Below are 17,271 nucleotides of genomic sequence, written 5' to 3'. Positions count from 1 at the left end.
GCCATGCCCACTGTGGACTGCGACCGTCTCTTGAGAAAGTGCTCGGGCTGCCATGCATCTGTCATATCTGCCGACCGCGGGGGAGCGGGCATTGGGTACGAGCCGGGGCCGGATCTGGTCCGCTGGTCGATCAATCTGGCTGCGTCGGCTGCTGAGTGCCGGACTGCTCGCCGGCAGCGCCGTGGTGGTGCTGCCGGTCGCGGTGGCGGCGGCCCCGCCGGCGCCGCCCAAGCCGGTGCCGGGACCGCAGGTGACCAAGGTGCACGCGGTGGCGGCGAACGACGCGAAGCCGGCCGCGCTACCGCCCGAGTTCCACGCGACCGCGACCGCCCTGCCCGCCCCGAGCGCCGCCACGCTGACGCTCGACGCGAAAGCGAAGGCCCGTGTCGCCGGTTCACTTGTCTGGGCCCGGCCGGTCGCGGACTCCCAGGGCCGCTACACCGGCCCGGCGACGCTCGGCGTGCGGGTCGCCGATCGGGCGGCCACCGAGAAGGCCGGCGTCACCGGGGTCCTGCTGGCCGTCGACCCGCAGAGTGCTGGTTCGGGTGCGGCGCAGGTCGGTGTCGATTACGGCGGGTTCGCCCAGGCCTACGGCGGCAACTACGCCGAGCGTCTGCACCTGGTGCGGCTGCCGGGCTGTGCGTTGTACACGCCGGAGAAGGCCGAGTGCCGTCAGGCGACGCCGTTGCCGACGACCCGGGACCGGGCCGCGCAGACGCTGTCGACGCCGGTGACATTCACCGCACCGGTGCACACCGCGAACAGCTCGGCCGCCTCGCTGACCGCGGGCACCGCCCCGATGGTCGTCCTGGCGGCCACCGCCGACGGCGGGCAGGACGGCGGGAGCCTCGGCACCTACGCCGCCACCGATCTCAAGGCCTCCGGTTCGTGGTCGAGCGGCGGCAGCACCGGCGGGTTCACGTACAGCTATCCGATCGTCGTGCCGCCCGTCCCGGCCGGGGCCAGCCCGGACCTGAGTCTCTCCTACAGTTCGTCGGGCGTTGACGGGCAGACGTCGTTCGCGCAGGCGCAGGCGTCGTGGGCCGGTGATGGCTGGTCGCTGCCGCAGTCGTACATCGAGCAGACCTTCCTGTCCTGCAAGGACTCGCCGGAGGGGTCGGCGGTCGCGAACGCGACGCCGGATCTGTGCTACGCCGGACCGATCCTGACGATGTCGCTGAAGGGTTCGTCGACATCGTTGGTCTGGGACGCCGGCAAGTCGGTGTGGAAGCCCGAGCACGACGACGGCACCGTGGTCACGCATGTGACGAACGTGAACAACGGCTCGGGCACCTATAACAACGACTGGTGGACGGTCACCACCCGGGACGGCATCACGTATTCGTTCGGCCGCAACCATCTGCCCGGCTGGACGTCGGGGAAGGCGGCGACGAACTCGGTCGATTCCGAGCCGGTCTACGCGGGTCATTCGACGGACCCGATGTGGGGCAGTTGCGCGTTCCCGACGACGGCGTGCACGACCGCCTACCGCTGGAACCTCGACTACGTCGCGGACGCTCACGGCAACGCGACGGCGTACTACTACCACCAGGACCCGAACTTCTACGGCCAGCACAACGGGGCCAGCAACGTTTCCTACGTCCGCAACAGCTACCTCGAGCACATCGACTACGGCTTCACCGACGGCAACGCCTACGGTACCGTGCCCAACAAGGTGCTGTTCGGCACCGACGTACGCTGCACCAACCAGCCGTGCTCGCCGCTGAACGCCACAACCAAGGCGAACTGGCCCGACGTCCCCTTCGACGCGATCTGCGCCGCGGGCGCGACCTGCGCCGCGCACTCCCCGTCGTTCTTCTCCACGGTCCGGCTGAAGACCATCACGACACGGCAGTGGTCGACGACCGTCAACGACTACGTCACGCTGGACACGTACACGCTGACGCACAGCCTGCCCGCGCCGAGCGACAACACGTCGCCGACACTGTTCCTGACGTCGATCGTGCGGACCGCGAGCGACACCAGCGCCGGCGGGTCCACCGGCCCGAACCCGGCGGTCACCATGCCGCCTGTCACATTCACGCCGATCGCGCTGGCGAACCGGCGCGACACGACGTCGTACCCGGCGCTGTACCGCAACCGGATCGGATCCATCACCACCGAGACCGGCTCGGTCATCAGTCCGACGTACACGATCGTCAACCCGTGCTCCACGCCGGTCACCCTGGACCCGGCCACGAACACGACGTCGTGCTACCCGGTGTACTGGACGCCCGAGGGCCTGGCCAACCCGATGCGGGACTGGTTCAACGCCTACAGCGTCACCAAGGTCACGCAGTCCGATCCGATCGGCGGGGCACCGACAACGGCGACGAGCTACGAGTACTCCGGCGGAGCCGCCTGGCACTACGACGCCGGCGAGACGATCAAGCCGCAGTATCGCACCTACGGGCAGTTCCGCGGTTTCGCCGACGTCAAGACCCGCACCGGTGACCTCGCCAACGACCCGCGGACGCTGTCGGAGACGACGTACTACCGCGGCATGGGCAGCGCGCTGAGCGACTCCCAGGGTGGCGCCCACACCGACGCGGACCAGCTCGCCGGGAAGGCTCTGGAGTCCACGGAGTATCTCGGTGACGGCGGCCCGGTGGACCACTCGACCATCACCTCGTACTGGGTGTCGCCGGCCACCGCCACCCGCAACCGCACCGGCCTGCCGGCCCTGACCGCGAACTGGGTCGCGCCCGCCGAAACCTACAGCCGCCAGGCGGTGACCGGCTCCGGCGCGACGACCTGGCGCTACACGCAGGCCGACACCACCTACGACACGAACACGGCCAGCCCGACCTACGGATCTGTCGTGTGGCAGTACACCCACACGGCTCCCGCCCAGGCCGACTACGACCGGTGTACGCACTCCACGTACGCACCGGCGAACACCGCGAAGAACCTCGTCGCGCTGACAGCCTCCGTCGAGACCGACGCCGTCGCCTGTGGCGGGTTCACGGCCGGCGCGAACCCCTCGGCCCCGGCGGCGTACAACGCGCTCACCGCGCCGGCGGCAGTGAACCGGCCGGCCCAGATGATCACGGCCACCCGTACCTTCTATGACGACCCGGCCTTCGGCACCGCCTTCCCCCAGGTGAATGCCCCGACCTACGGCGACGCGACGCTGACCCAGAAAGCGTCGGGCTACACCGGCGGCGCAATCACGTATCTGACCGACGCCAAAGCCGCATACGACAGCGCCGGTCGCATCACCAAGTCGTTCAACGCGGGCAATCACAGCGTCACGACCGGATACACCACCAACGCGGTCGGCCTCATCACCGGCGGGACGGTCACCAACGACACGCTGCAGACGCATACGTCCACCACCATCGATCCGACCCGCGGGCTGGTCCGGACCGAGACCGATGTCAACGGTGTGGTCACCACCCGCGAGTACGACACCCTCGGCCGCGCTTCGGCGGTCTGGCTCGTCTCGCGCCCGGCCACCGATCCCGCGAACTACCTGTACACCTATCAGATCAGCAACACCGGCCCGGCCGGGCGCGTCTCGGTGACGACGCAGCGGCTCAACGACGACGCCGGCTATGTACTCTCGACCTCGATCTTCGATGGGCTGTTCCGGGTCCGGCAGACGCAGACCGCCAACCCCAACGGCGGCCGGCTCATCAGCGACACCTTCTATGACAGCCGCGGCTGGACCCGAGCCACCAACACCTCATGGTCGAACCCCGGCGCCGCTCCGAACACCACGCTCGTCGCTGCGGACCAGGTCTCCCCGGCACCGGCGATTCCCGTGCAGAACGTGTACACCTACGACGGTCTCGGCCGGGTCGTGGTGAACGCCAGCGCCGACTCAGGTGTCGTGGTGTCGACAACGACGACGGTGTACAACGGCGACCGAACCACGGTCATCCCACCGCTCGGCGGCGTGGCCACCGCGACCAAAATCGATCCCCTGGGCCGTACCGTCGAGAACGACCAGTACAGCACCCGGCCGGCACTGAGCACGCCGGCGAACACCTTCACCGGTGTGTACTCGGTCAGCGGTGGCACGGCGGTCGCCACGCAGTTCGGTTTTGACAGCCACGGTAACCAGGCGACGGTCACGGACGCCGACGGCTCAGTGTGGACCAGCACCTACGATCTGCTCGGCCGGGTCGTGGCCAAGACCGATCCCGACGGCGGCGACAGCGGTTTCGAGTACGACAACCTCGGCAACCTCACGCAGACCACCGACAGCCGGAACAAGACGACCTCGTTCGTCTACGACGCGCTGAGCCGCAAGACGGCCGCCTACAACGCTTCGTTGACCGGTCAGGCGCCCGCGAACCAGATCGCGGCCTGGGTGTATGACAACTCCGACAACGCGATCGCGAACATGAAGTTTCCGCTGGGCCACCTGACCAGCTCGACGGCGTTCTGGAACGGCAACGGGTACAAGATCCAGTATCGGAACTTCAACAAGTTCGGCGAGTCCCTCGGCGAGACCGTCACTATCCCGTCCGGGTCGACCGGTGAGGGCTCGGTCCTCGGGCGGTCCTATGTGTACACCCACGCGTACTCGGCCCTGACGGGTCTGCCGAGCTCGGACGTATACCCGGCCGCCGGGGGCCTGCCGGCCGAAACGGTCAACTACGGCTACACCAGCACGCTGGACCTTGTCGACTCGGTCGGCGGTCTCGGGGCGTACGAGGACAACACCGCCTACGACGACTGGGGCCGGGTCAGCGTGACGAAGCTGGGCGCGGAGCCGGACTACGCGCAGGTCACCAACCAGTTCGACGCGCACACGGGCCGGCTGCTCGACCAGAAGGTCACCCGCCCCAACGCAACACCGAACGACGTCGACCAGGAGCACTACCAGTACGACCTCGTGGGCAACCGGCTGCGCCAGACCTCGACGCGGCTCGGGGCGAGCTCCGCGACCGAGACGCAGTGCTACCGCTACGACGGGCTGGCCCGGCTGTCCGCCGCTTGGACGGCCACCGACGACTGCACCGCCACGCCGACCGCCGGCAGCCACGGTACCGTCGGCGACACGTTGGGCGCGTCCAGCGCGTATTGGACGACGTGGACGGTCGACCCGCTCGGCAACCGCACCCAGCAGGTCCAGCACAGCACGACGAGCGGCGCCGACAAGACCACCGAGTACGCCTACGACGGCGACGGTTCCGACCAGCCGCACATCCTGACCGGCACCGCGACCACCGGCGGCGCCACCGGCACGACGACGTATCACTACGACAGCGCCGGCAACATGGTCTACCGCAATACGCCGGACAAGGGCCCGCAGACCCTGACGTGGAACGACCAAGGGCAGCTGGCGAGTGTACTGGGTGCGAGCGGCACGAGCACCTTCAAGTACAACGCCGACGGCGGCCTGCTCGTCCAGCACGACATCGGCACCACCACGCTCTACCTGCCCGGCGAGCAGCTGGTGCTCAACAACTCCACGCAGGCGGTGTCCGGCACCCGGTACTACCCACTGCCCGGCGGCGTCGTGGCCGTGCGCACCGGCACCGCCGCGAGCGCCTACACCTTCCAGGTCGCCGACCAACACGGCACGCCCGGCCTCTACCTGAGCAGCAACCTGCAGACGGCGACCTGGCGGCAGAGCACCCCGTATGGGGAGCCACGCGGCTCAGCCGGCAGCTGGCCTGACAACCACGGCTTCCTGGGCGCACCGGCCGACGCCGACACCGGCCTCACCCGGCTCGGCGCCCGCGACTACGACCCGGCCACCGGGCGCTTCACCAGCGTCGATCCCGTCCGCACGGCGGCCGACACCCAGCAGCTCAACGGGTACAGCTACGCCCACAACGCGCCGGTCAATGCCAGCGATCCGAGCGGCCTGATGACCGACGACAAGCGCTACGGCCCGTGCGGCCTGGCCGGCGAATACTGTGCCCCGCCCAAGGTCACGAACTGCCGGCAGACCGACAGCTGCACGGACGACGACAAGCCCGACAAGATCGTCACCCTCGGCGACCACGTGATGATTCACACGAAGGACAAGCGCTACGCCGCACTCAAGTGGGCGTACGAGCAGGCGTCCTCCGGGTGGTGGAACGAGCACATGCTCAACGAGGACCAGCGATGGTGGAAGGTCTGCAATCAGATCGCCGTCGGCGCCTGCCCCGCCGACCTGCAGCGGCGGGTGGCGCTGGCGAACGCCTTCATCGACACGCTCGGCGAGGACGGCGAGAGTGTCCTGATCGAGCAGGGTGGGGACAAGCTCCGCTCGTTGCGCGACCCGACGTCCATGCGCGGTGCGACGATCGACGAGGTCGACCGTATGGCCAAGGAGGCGGGCCTGGACGCCGTGCCGATGAAGCCGACCAGCACAACCGGCGGTGAAGGGGTCCGATACCAGAATCCGAACGACAAGAGTGTGATGATCATGTGGGAGAAGGGTGATCCGTCGAGCACCGACCCGACCCACCGGGGCCCGTATCTCAAATATCAGATGTCGGGTGGGAACGGAGCTGTGCGAGTGCCCCTGGACGGGAATCCCAATCCCGAGTCCGGCTTCACCGGCAGCGCGCCCGGCCCGATTTCGAACTGGCGCCTCCCATCGATTCCCGAACCGGTCGTGGAGCCCTTCGTCGAAGAGCCGATAATTCCGTTCGAGTAGATGCTCTTTCGAAGAGGGGATGAAGTTACGATGCGTGATGTCGATCGCCTTGATCACGACCAGCTCGCGGCCGGGCTCATGGAAGGCGCCGTGGGCGTGTGGGTCGTGGAGGCCGCGATGCGGCTCATCATCCGCCACGGGGCACTGCTCAAGAACCAGCGGTTCCTGGACTTCGTCATCGTGGACCCGGACGGCACGGCCGCCATCGACTTCGACGCCGCAGTGGCGGCATTCGAGGCCGGAGCGCTGCCGCTGGAATACGACGAGGACCGCAACATCCTCTACATTGCGGCAAGCCTCGTCGGGCGGGTGGCGATCCGGCTGAAGGAATTCATCGACAGCAATGACCCGACGGCGATCAAGCACATCGCCGAGGCGATGATGTATGCGGACGGATATCTCAACGGCGTTGCCGAACCGGGCGCCGGAGTCGTGTGACCTCGCGGCTTCTCGTCATCGCGATGACCTCTTGACCAGCACGGAAGGATTGTTATGAGGCGGCTGCCGGTTGCTGTCCGACGGAAATCTGGCCTGCTCATCCTGGCGCTGTTGGGTAGCGCCGTCGCCGTCGCCGGTCCGCAGTCGGCCACGCCCGCGACGGCCGGTCCGCCACCCGTGGCGGACAAGCCGCTGAGCACCGAGCAGGCCCTCGCCAAGGCGCGCTTGACCAGGACCGCGGTGCCGGTGCCGGCGGCCACGACGGCGACCGACACGCTCACCGCGAACCCGAACGGCACGCTGACCTCGAACCGGACCGTCGTGCCGGTGCGCAAGCAGGTCAACGGGGTCTGGACGCCGGTGGACGCGACGCTGCACGTGAACACGGACGGCAGCCTCAGCCCCAAAGTGTCCACATCGGACCTGAAGCTGTCCGGTGGCGGCGACAGGGCGCTGGCCCGGATGGCTCGCCAAGGCACCACGCTCGGGCTCGATCTGGCGTTCGCGCTGCCGGCCCCGACGCTGTCCGGTGCGACCGCGACCTACGCCAACGTGCTGCCGGATGTCGATCTGAAGGTCACCGCCAACGATCAGGGTGGCTTCAGCGAGGTGCTCGTCGTGCGTACCGCCGCCGCGGCCGCCAACCCGGCGGTGCGGCGGCTGGCCATGCCGGTGACGACCAGCGGGCTCACGGTCAGCGCGGACGCGGCCGGGAACCTCCAGGCTGTGGACCGCATCGGGCGTGCGGTGTTCACCGCCAACGCGCCGACCATGTGGGACGCGGCCGTGTCGTCGGCGTCGGCGTCGGCGATGGCCGATGGCACGAAGGCCGCCGATGCGGCCGGCGGGCCGCCGGCCGCCTCCAGCGCGGCCGGACCGGGGCGGGCGGCGCACTCCGCGCCGATCGGCGTCGACATCACCAAGAACACCCTCACGCTCACGCCCGACGCGAAGCTGCTGAACGCGGCCGACACCGTATATCCGGTGTACATCGACCCGTCCTGGAACCCGTCGGCCAGCGCCTACGCCACGGTGACGAGCTCGTTCTCGAGCACCAAGTACTGGAACAGCACCCCCGACCCGGACGGGCATCTGCAGGCCGGGCACAACAGCAGCATCCACTCGCGGACGTTGCTGAACTTCCCGATCAACATCAGCGCGCTCAGCGGCGCGAGCATCTCCGAGGCGAAGATCTTCCTGTTCGAGGTGTACTCCTCCGACTGCACCGCCCGCACGACGAACATCTACGCGCCGTCGACGACGTTGACCGCGGGCAACGCCAACTGGACGAGCTGGGACGCGGTCGGCTGGGGCAACGCGGTCGGCAGTGTGTCCACCCAGACCGGGTACAGCAGTTGCCCCAACGGGGCCGGTGTCGCGGCCGACGTCACCGGCGCGGTCATCGGGGCGGTGAACGCCGGCAAGTCGGTGCAGACCTTCGGGCTGCGCACCGCCAACGAGAACGACCTGTTCAACTACAAGGAGTTTCTCGCCACCGGCAGCAGTGCCCCGTCGATGTCCATCGTCTACAACCACACGCCCAACGTGCCGAGCGGGCTCAGCACCTCGCCGACCACCAACTGCACGGGCACCACGACCACCGTCGGGGACGGCCTCGTGTCGCTGTACGCGCCCGTGTCCGACGCCGACGGCGGCAACCTGGGCGTCGCGTTCAAGATCTGGCGCACCAGCGACGGGCAGGTGCAGAAGACCTCCGACCCGAATGTGCTCACCGCGGCCTCGGGCACCACGGCCGTCCTGCAAGTGGACAGCGCGACATTGCGGGCGGCATCGGGTGGCGGCACCACCGTCACGAAGTTCTCCTGGGCCGTGTACGTGACCGACTACAGCGCCAACAGCGGCACCAGCGCCTGGTCGACAACGTGCTCGTTCAACTTCGATCCGACCCGTCCCGGCGCCCCCGCCGTCAACGAGGTGCAGGGTGCCGCGATGGGGCAGCCGATAACGATCCCGGTATCCAAGCCGGCCGACGGCACCGTGCCCACGTCCTACACGTACCAGCTCAATGGCGCCGCACCGCAGCAGGCACCCGCGACGAACGGTGACGCGAGCATCACCATCACCCCGAACCGGTTCACGAACGTGCTGACGATCACCGGGCTCTCGGCCGGCAACAATATCGGTGACACGAAGAGCCTGGTGTTCAACGCGAGTCCGCCGTCAACTCCCCGCGTGGACCAGGACCTCACCGGCGACGGGTCGGCCGACCTCGTCGCCGCCGGCGGGGCGAACGGCCTGCCCGCCGGTGTCTGGCTGGCCCCCGGCCGCCGGACGGGCACGCTGATTCCCGCCGCCGCGGACATCGGTGTCAACGGTGCCGCGGTGAACAACGTCCCGGCCGACTTCGACGGCGCCCAGATCATCACCGGCCGCTTCGCCGGTAGCCCCCTGCAGGACCTCGGCGCCTACTACCCGGCCACCGGCAAGTTCACGGTCATCCGGCAGAACGGCGACGGCACCCCGACACCTAACGCCAAGCTGAGCGGGGTCACCAACAAGAAGTCGCTGAGCGCCGATGAGCTCGGCTACACACCGCTGCAGATCGCCAACGCGGGCAACGCCTCCGGGCAGACCACCGCCTACCCGGACCTCATCGCGATCGCGGGCAGTGCCACCGACGGGTACTACCTCGACTACTATGCGGAGCAGGCCGGCGGAGGCGTCACCAACTACAGCTTCCCGTCGGCGGTGGCCAATCCGACGCCGACCGGTGGCGCGGACTGGAACAACTGGACCATCTCCAGTGCCCTCACGTCCTCCGGGACCTGGCTGTTCCTGTGGAACAAGACCACCGGTGGCCTATACCTGTGGAAGAACCTCACGTTCGACACGTCCGCCCTGACCATCGCCTACACCCAGTACACCCTCGCCGTCACGGGCTGGAACACCGGTGCCGGAATCACGCTGCGCGCCGCCGACGCCGACCGCAATGACATCCCGGACCTGTGGAGCATCGATGCCGTCGGCGGGGTGACACCGTGGCTGGTCTCCGGCTTGTCCGGCACGACCGGCGTGCTCACCGCCCGGCCGGCCCAGAGCCTCACGACCACCGCGCACACCTGGTCGCTCAGCGACGACGACAGCGGCGGTACCGTGACGACCGCGGCCGACACCTCGGGTGGCCTCAACGTGACCGCCGCCGGCAACGCCAAATGGAACACCGGTGATCTGTACAGTCCCGATGTCCTGCTCGACGGATCGGCGACGCTGAGCACCGCCTCGGCCGCCGTGACCACCGACCAGAGCTTCACGCTCTCCGTGTGGGTCAAGCCGGCGAGCAACAATCACGCGGTCATGCTGTCGCAGGAGAACGGCGGATTCTGGCTCTACATCGACACCGACCACTCATGGCGGTTCGCGATGCTCCGGGCGGACCATGCCACGTGGGATGTGGCCGCATCCGCGCCCAACGCAGTCAACGTCGGCGTGTGGATGCACCTCACGGCGAGCTTCCAGAAGACCACGAACACGATCAGCCTGGCGATCGACGACCAGACGGTGGCCATCGCCAACCACAGCAGCACCTGGACGGACATCGGCAAGTTCCGCATCGGTTCCGGCCTGGAGAACGGCAGCCCGGCGTACTTCTTCTCCGGCCAGGTGGCCAGCGTCGAGACCCGCGGCTCGCTGCTCAACCCGGTGACTACCGGCACGCTCGGCAGCGACCACAACGTGTCCGGCAACCTCGACAACGTCATCGGCAACGTCGACATGACCCGCCAGGGCATGACCGACTGGGCCGGCTGGGGTCAGAGCAGCGCCACCAGCTCCGACCACAAGGCCAACGCCGGCGGCGAGATCAGCTACCCCACGGCCAACGGCGCGAGCAAGACCCGCTCGTCCGGCGGCGCCACCCTCACGTGGACCAACGGCACCCCCGTGGCCTCGGCGACCAACGCCGGCAACGGTGTCGCCGTCACCGGTCTGGGCAGTGACCTGCAGTTCACCGTCCCGGCCCGCACCACCCTGCGGGTCCTGCGCGTCTACGCCGTCGCCAAGCACACCACCGGCATCCTCACGGCGACACTCAGCGACGGCAGCGGCGGCTACATCAGCAACACCCTGTCCAGCCCGGCCGGGACCGCCACGGGTGTGTTCACCATCGCCTTCCGCTCGCCCCTGCCCAACCAGGTCCTCACCGTGACCTGGCAGGCATCGACCTTCACCGACCCGGCGAGCAGCGTGGCACTGCAGGGCGCGACGCTGCAGCAGTCACAGTTCGACACGTCCCTCGAGACCGGCCAGCCCCAGCTGACCTGGACGAGCACCGTTGACACGGGCGCGTGGCCGCACGGTGGGCTGGCGAATGTGACAGGCGTCTGCTGCAGCCTCACCGGCCCCGAGGCGCTGCGGACCAACGCCGGTCCGGCCCACAGCCTCGGCGACGGCGGGCAGATCATGTACTCCGGCTACGACACCAGCACCGCGAGCTCATACGCGTACACGAAGGCCATCGACCTGACCGGCGCGAACGTCACCGTGAAGGCCGGTACCACGCTGTCGTACTGGATCTTCCCGCAGAGCGCGGCGAACAGTGGCAACCTCGCCAACGGCACCAACAGCACCTGCGTCGCGATCGACCTCATCTACGGCACGAGCAACAACCTCCGCGACGGCACCGCCGTCGAACAACACGGTCGTTCGGTCCATCCCAGGAGTGCCTGTAACAACCTGACCCTTGACACCTGGAACTTCGTCACCATCGACATCGGTGCCGTGAGCAACGGCCAGCCCATCAGCAGCATCAACATCGGCTACGACCAGGCCGCCAACCTCGGCGGATATCGGGGCTTCATCGACGAGATCACCATCACCGGCTGATGTCCGAGGCGGACTGCGCCGCCCTGGCCTCGGTGCCGGGGCGGCGCAGGACCGCGCGGACGCGGCCGGCGGTGCGGACGGCGATCCAGTCGCCGCCCCTGATCGGCAAGCCCGCGCCCCGCGAAGCCCTCGACACGGTCCTGCACCTCGACCGCTGGGGACCGATTCCTTTTCCGGCGGCGGCGGTCTACACGGGGTATGGACGACATCTACTCGCTGAACGCCTTCTACCGCCGCAGCAACGCCCTGGGCGAGCTCGACCCGCCGCTCACCCTGGAGCAGCGGCGGGTCATCGACTCGCACTGGGGCGACGTGACCGCCGAGCCGGGCGGCGTCGACTACCGCGAACGCGAACTCGGCGGTGTGCCCGTGCTCTGGGCCGAGCCGGCGGCCGCGGCCGTGGACCGGGTGCTGCTGTGCATCCACGGCGGCGGGTACGTCGGCGGCTCCATCCACACCCACCGCAAGCTGTACGCACACCTCGCCAAGGCCGTCGGCGCCCGGGCGGTGCTGCCGGCCTACTCACACACCCCCGAGCGGCAGTACCCGACCCAGCTCGACGAGGTCACCGCCGTCTACCGGGCGCTGCTCGACGAAACCGGGACGCGGCCCGAGCACATCGCGATCACCGGCGACTCGGCCGGCGGCGGGCTGACCCTCTCCCTGGTGCTGCGCGCCCGCGCGGCCGGGCTGGCGCTGCCCGCGGCGCTGGTGCCGATCTCGCCGTGGACGGACCTGACGCAGAGCGGCGAGTCGATCCGGCGGAACCGGGCCACCGACCTGCTCTTCGGCGGCGACAAGGAGATGGACATCGACGGCCTCGTGTGGATGCTGCTCTTGCCGACCGTCTCACCGGCCGACCCGCTGGTCAGCCCGCTGTTCGCCGACCTGACCGGGTTCCCGCCGATGTACATCCAGGCCGGCGGCGGCGAGATGCTCCTCGACGACGCCGTCCGCCTCGAGCAGGCGGCCCGCAAGCACGGCGTCGACGCGACCCTGGATGTCGAGCCGGGGGAGCAGCACACGTTCCAGATGTCCGCGGGCCGCACCGCAGTGGCCGATGCCGCGATCGCTCGCGCCGCGGCCTGGCTACGGCCCAAGCTGGGACTGTGCGCGTGACCGACCAGGATGCCTTCGCCGCCCGGACCGAACCGTTCCGGCGTGAGCTGCTCGCACACTGCTACCGGATGCTCGGCTCGCCGGAGGAGGCCGAGGACCTGGTGCAGGACACCTACCTGCGGGCCTGGCGGGCCTACCCGCAGTTCGAGGAGCGCGCCTCGATCCGGGTGTGGCTGTACCGCATCGCCACCAACGTGTGCCTGAGCGCCCTGGAGAGCCGGGCCCGCCGCCCGCTCCCGTCGGGCCTGGGCGCACCCGCCGACGACCCGCACGCACCGCCCGGCGAGGCCGACTGGGAAGTGCCCTGGCTCCGCCCGATCCCCGACGCGCTGGTCACCCCCGAGTCCGCGGACCCGGCCGCGGTCGTGGCGGTGCGGGCCAGCCTGCGCCTCGCGCTCATCGCCGGCCTGCAGTACCTGCCACCGCGGCAGCGGGCGGTCCTCATCCTGCGCCAGGTCCTCGGCTTCCCGGCGGCCGAGGTGGCCGAGATGCTGGGCGTCACCGTCGCGGGCGTGAAGAGCGTGCTGCAACGAGCCCGGGCCCGCCTGGACGAGGTGGGCCCGTCCGAGGACGACGAGGCGCTGACCGAGCCGGTCGAGCCGGCCGCGAGGGCCCTCCTGGACCAGTACATCGCCGCGTTCGAACGCAGCGACATCGCCATTCTCGAACAGGCCCTGCGCACGGACGCGTCCCTGGAGCTCCTGCCGTCCCGGACCTGGTTCGCCGGGAAGACGACCTGCATCCCCTACCTGGCCCAGGTGCTGGGGCGGCCGGGCGACTGGCGGATGGAGCCGACGTGGATGAACGGCCAGCCGGCGGCCCTGGTCCGGTACCAGGAGCATCCGTTCGGCGCCGCGGTGCTGAGCACCACCGCGACCGGCATCCGGCGGATCGTGGCGTTCGGGTTTCCGGACCTGCTCAAGCGGTGAAGGCGGGCGGGGCCTGGCCGTAGGCGGGCGGGAGGCGCGGCCAGCGCAGCGGCACACCGTCGAGCCGGCCGGGCGGGGTGATGCCGGACCAGCCGTTGCCGAGGTCGGTGCGGAAGTCGCCGGGCTCACCCTGGGGCCGGCCGGGTGGGTGGTCGAGGAGCCAGCGGGCGGTGCGGACGAGCGAGACCGACACGTGCGCACCGCCGCCGCGGGCCAGGGCGGTGAGGACACCGGCGGCGAGCAGGTAGCCGGTGGCGTGATCGAGCAGCTGGTACGGCAACGCGCCGGGCCGCGCACCGTCGACGCCGCACGCCCAGCCGATGCCGGTCGCGACCTGGACGAGGCTGTCGAACCCACGGCGATCGCCCCACTCGCCGGCGGTACCCCATGCGGAAAGTGTTGCCACCACCTTGTCCGGAAACCGGTCGGTGTCCAGACCGAGTCGCCGCATCGCCCCGGGCCGGTAACCGGTCACGATGACGTCGGCCTGGCCGGCCAGCCTTTGCAGCGCCGCGTAGCCGTCGGGGGTGTCCGCGTCCAGCAGCGTGCTCGCCTTGCCGATGACGCCGTCGAACGCGTGCAACGACAGCTCCGGGCGGCGCGGCGAGTCGACCCGCAGCACTTCGGCGCCGAGGGCGGCCAGCATTCGCGTCCCGACCGGGCCGGCGATGACCCGGGTCAGGTCGAGCACCCGCAGCCCGGACGCCGGCAGCGCGGACGCCGGTAGCGCGGACGCCGGTAGCGCGGACTTCGGCTGGCGGGACGACAGCCGCGCCGCGTTCGGCACCGGGCTCAGCGGTGCTGGAGGCTGCCCCTGTCCCGTCGGCTCGATGCTGATGAGCGGGCCGGGTTCGAACGTCCATTGATCCGTGGTCCGGGCGGCGACGGCGAGCCCGCCGGCCTCGTACACCCGGCGCTCCACCTCCAGAGCGGGCAGCGCGGCGATCGCGCGCTCGAGGCCGTCCTCGGGGCCGAGGGTGGCCAGGAGCGCCTGCCGGTGCCAGGGGTAGTTCGCGTGCGTGCGGACCCAGCCGTCCGCGGCCCGCCACAGTCGCGACAACGGTGCGAAGCCCCCGATCCCGCGTCCGTCCGCGTCGCGCAGGAGGGCCTCGCTGCGCACGGCGGCGAGCGCGTGTCCGGGGTCGAGCTCGACGAGCGGCCGCCGGCCACCGCGCGCCTCAGCCAGGTCCGCGGCCGCGTCCAGGCACGCGGTGACCGCTTCCAGCGCGCATTCGTCGACGGCGAGCGGCGTCATGGCCGGACCGCTTCGGTGGCGACGGTGAGCAGGTCGGTGGTGGCCTGGGTGAGGGTGGCGTGGAAGTCGGCGCGCTCGTCGGCCAGGCAGCGCTGGCCGGTCAGGCGCAGGACCGCCATCGCGACATCGGTGGCCAGGCGCGCGGTCTGGGGATCGGCGCCGCGGGTCACCAGGGCGGCGGTCAGGGCTTCGGCGAGAGAGGCCAGTTTGATCAGTTCGCGCTCGCGCAGCGGTGGGTTGGCGGCGATGACGGCCGAGCGGACCAGCAGGAACTCGCGGGGGCGGATGACCTCGGGGGCGGTGGCGAAGGCGGCGAGCAGCGTCGGGAGGGCAGCGGTGCCGGGCGGGACCGCGGCCACGGCCTTGAGCAGGTGCGACTCGAGGTCGGCGCGGCCGCCGAACAGGACCTCGCGCTTGTCGGTGAACCAGCGGTAGAACGAGCGCTCGGTCAGGCCCGCGCGCTTGGCGATCTGCGCGACCGTCGTGCGGTCGTAGCCCTGCTCGTCGAACAGCTCCAAGGCGGCCCGCTCCAGCCGGCCCTGCGTGTCGCCCTCCCACCGTGCCATGCCGCCAGTCTAGCGACAGCAGATGCTGTCATCACCGTGGTAGGGTCGGTGACGACAGGTTCTGTCGTCACCCCTGGAGGTCCCCTATGCGCACGCTGCGATTCCATGAGCACGGTGCTCCGGCCGACGTCCTGCGGCTCGAGGCCGCGGAACCGCCGGCGCCCGGGCCGCGGCAGGTCCGCGTGGCCGTGCGGGCCTGCGGGCTCAACCCGGCCGACTGGGCCCTGTGCGGTGGGCTGTTTCGCGGTGCGCTGCCGCGCGGTGTCGGGCTCGAGGTCGCCGGGACCGTCGACGCCGTCGGTGCGGAGGTCGATGACACGGCGGTCGGGGACGAGGTGTTCGGGCCCGCCCCGTTCACCGGGCCGACCGCGGGTGCTTCCGACTACGCTGCGCTCGACATCTGGTTTCCGCGGCCCGAGAAGCTCGATCCGATCGACGCGGCCGCGCTGCCGATGGCTGTCGAGACCGCGTACCGGGGGCTGGACGCGCTCGGTGTCCGGGCCGAAAGTGATCAGGGCGGCCGGACCGTGCTGATCAGCGGGGCCGGGACGATGATGGGCTACGCCGCGGTGCAGATCGCGCTGCACCAGGGCGCTCGGGTCATCGCCACCGCGGGCGAGACGTTCGCCGCGGCATTGGAGTCGGCCGGCGCGCTGGTCACCCGCTACGGTGCCGGTCTGGCCGAACGGGTTCAGGCACTGACCGGCGGGCCGGTCGACGCCGCCCTGGACTTCGCGCCGCCGAGCGGGGTGCTGCCGGAGCTCGTGCGTACCGTGGCCGAGCCCAGTCACGTGGTGACCCTGAGCGACCCCGCGGCGGCCGGTCCGCTGGGTGTCCGCACCGGTGCCGGCCTGCGGATGTGTCACTTCGCGATACCCGAGTACGCCGCGCTGGCCGCCGAGGGCCGCTTCACGATCCCGGTCGTCGCCGTCCACGCGCTCGACGACTGGCGGGCCGCTCTGGCGAAGAGTGAGTCGGGGCACGCGCGGGGCAAGGTCGTGCTGCGGATGCGCGAGTGAGGCGCTTCAGTAGTGTCGTGGCATGCGAGCGAGTGGAACCTTCAGCGTCAAGAGCTTCACCCCGACCGACGTGACCCCCGAGCCGGCGATCACAACCGCGCTGCCGGTCGGCGTCGCGTGGCTGGAGAAGCACTTCGAGGGTGAGGTCGACGGGCGCGCCGCGACGCTGTTCACGGCCGCGTTCGACCAGGCGACGGGGGCCGGGACCTACGTGGCGATGGAGTCCTTCGAAGGGTCGGTGGGCGGCCGCACCGGGACCTTCAACTTCGTGCACTCGGCGTCTACCGCGGGCGGGGACCGTACCGGCGAATTCTTTTTGATCGTCGCCAGCAGCGGCACCGGCGAACTGGCCGGTATCACGGGCGGTGGCGGCCTGCGGGTGGACGAGGACGGCACCCACCGGATCTGGTTCGACTACGAGCTGTCGTAGCGCCGTCACGGCCGCCCGAATAAAACCATTTGACGGCACCGATAATCTGATCCTCCGTGCTTCCGA

The 17,271-nt window shown here is 70.1% G+C and carries 10 protein-coding genes; 7 read left to right on the top strand and 3 right to left on the bottom strand.

The annotated features are described in order from the left end of the window. The first annotated feature begins 52 nt into the window (after positions 1-52). From ACIA8L_RS11640 to ACIA8L_RS11630, 3 genes are all read left to right on the top strand, one after another. Entirely contained in the window at positions 53-6,607 is a 6,555-nt protein-coding gene (locus ACIA8L_RS11640) for an RHS repeat-associated core domain-containing protein (RefSeq protein ID WP_395903145.1), read from the top strand. Further along, complete coding sequence (locus tag ACIA8L_RS11635) at positions 6,608-7,045, top strand: hypothetical protein (RefSeq protein WP_395903142.1); 438 nt, start codon at positions 6,608-6,610, stop codon at positions 7,043-7,045. It abuts the gene before it with no gap. 111 nt (positions 7,046-7,156) lie between these two features. Beyond that, positions 7,157-11,887 (top strand): LamG-like jellyroll fold domain-containing protein, encoded by a 4,731-nt coding sequence (locus ACIA8L_RS11630; RefSeq protein ID WP_395903140.1) that lies wholly within the window; start codon positions 7,157-7,159, stop codon positions 11,885-11,887. Here the strand turns inward: ACIA8L_RS11630 and ACIA8L_RS11625 are convergent. Beyond that, positions 11,877-12,023: a hypothetical protein gene (locus ACIA8L_RS11625; protein WP_395903138.1), complete on the bottom strand. Its 147-nt coding sequence runs from the start codon at positions 12,021-12,023 to the stop codon at positions 11,877-11,879. The two genes, ACIA8L_RS11630 and ACIA8L_RS11625, sit on opposite strands and share 11 nt — an antisense overlap. 62 nt (positions 12,024-12,085) lie before the next feature. Between ACIA8L_RS11625 and ACIA8L_RS11620 the strand changes: the two genes are divergently transcribed. Beyond that, positions 12,086-13,006 (top strand): alpha/beta hydrolase, encoded by a 921-nt coding sequence (locus tag ACIA8L_RS11620; protein WP_395903136.1) that lies wholly within the window; start codon positions 12,086-12,088, stop codon positions 13,004-13,006. Next, positions 13,003-13,935 carry an RNA polymerase subunit sigma-70 gene (locus ACIA8L_RS11615; RefSeq protein ID WP_395903134.1) on the top strand — a complete coding sequence of 311 codons (933 nt, stop codon included), beginning with the start codon at positions 13,003-13,005 and terminating at the stop codon, positions 13,933-13,935. Before ACIA8L_RS11620 ends, ACIA8L_RS11615 begins: the two co-directional genes overlap by 4 nt. On the opposite strand, the gene ACIA8L_RS11610 is transcribed toward ACIA8L_RS11615, so the two are convergent. Continuing rightward, complete coding sequence (locus tag ACIA8L_RS11610) at positions 13,925-15,190, bottom strand: CoA transferase (protein WP_395903131.1); 1,266 nt, start codon at positions 15,188-15,190, stop codon at positions 13,925-13,927. The two genes, ACIA8L_RS11615 and ACIA8L_RS11610, sit on opposite strands and share 11 nt — an antisense overlap. Beyond that, a complete protein-coding gene (locus ACIA8L_RS11605; protein WP_395903129.1) occupies positions 15,187-15,756 on the bottom strand; it encodes a TetR/AcrR family transcriptional regulator in 570 nt (189 codons plus the stop codon). Before ACIA8L_RS11605 ends, ACIA8L_RS11610 begins: the two co-directional genes overlap by 4 nt. Positions 15,757-15,842: 86 nt before the next feature. On the opposite strand from ACIA8L_RS11605, the gene ACIA8L_RS11600 reads away from it, so the two are divergent. Beyond that, positions 15,843-16,775, top strand: coding sequence for an NADP-dependent oxidoreductase (locus ACIA8L_RS11600; RefSeq protein WP_395903127.1), 933 nt, complete (start codon positions 15,843-15,845; stop codon positions 16,773-16,775). A 22-nt stretch (positions 16,776-16,797) separates the two neighbouring features. Continuing rightward, on the top strand, positions 16,798-17,205 hold the full coding sequence (locus ACIA8L_RS11595; protein WP_395903125.1) for a DUF3224 domain-containing protein: 408 nt from the start codon (positions 16,798-16,800) through the stop codon (positions 17,203-17,205). The last annotated feature ends 66 nt before the right edge of the window (positions 17,206-17,271 follow it).

It is taken from the genome of Dactylosporangium sp. NPDC051541 (genome assembly GCF_044454505.1).
Classification (GTDB): Bacteria; Actinomycetota; Actinomycetes; order Mycobacteriales; family Micromonosporaceae; genus Dactylosporangium.
The sequence above is the reverse complement of the archived record's forward strand: the minus strand, read 5'-3'. Positions and strand labels throughout refer to the sequence as shown.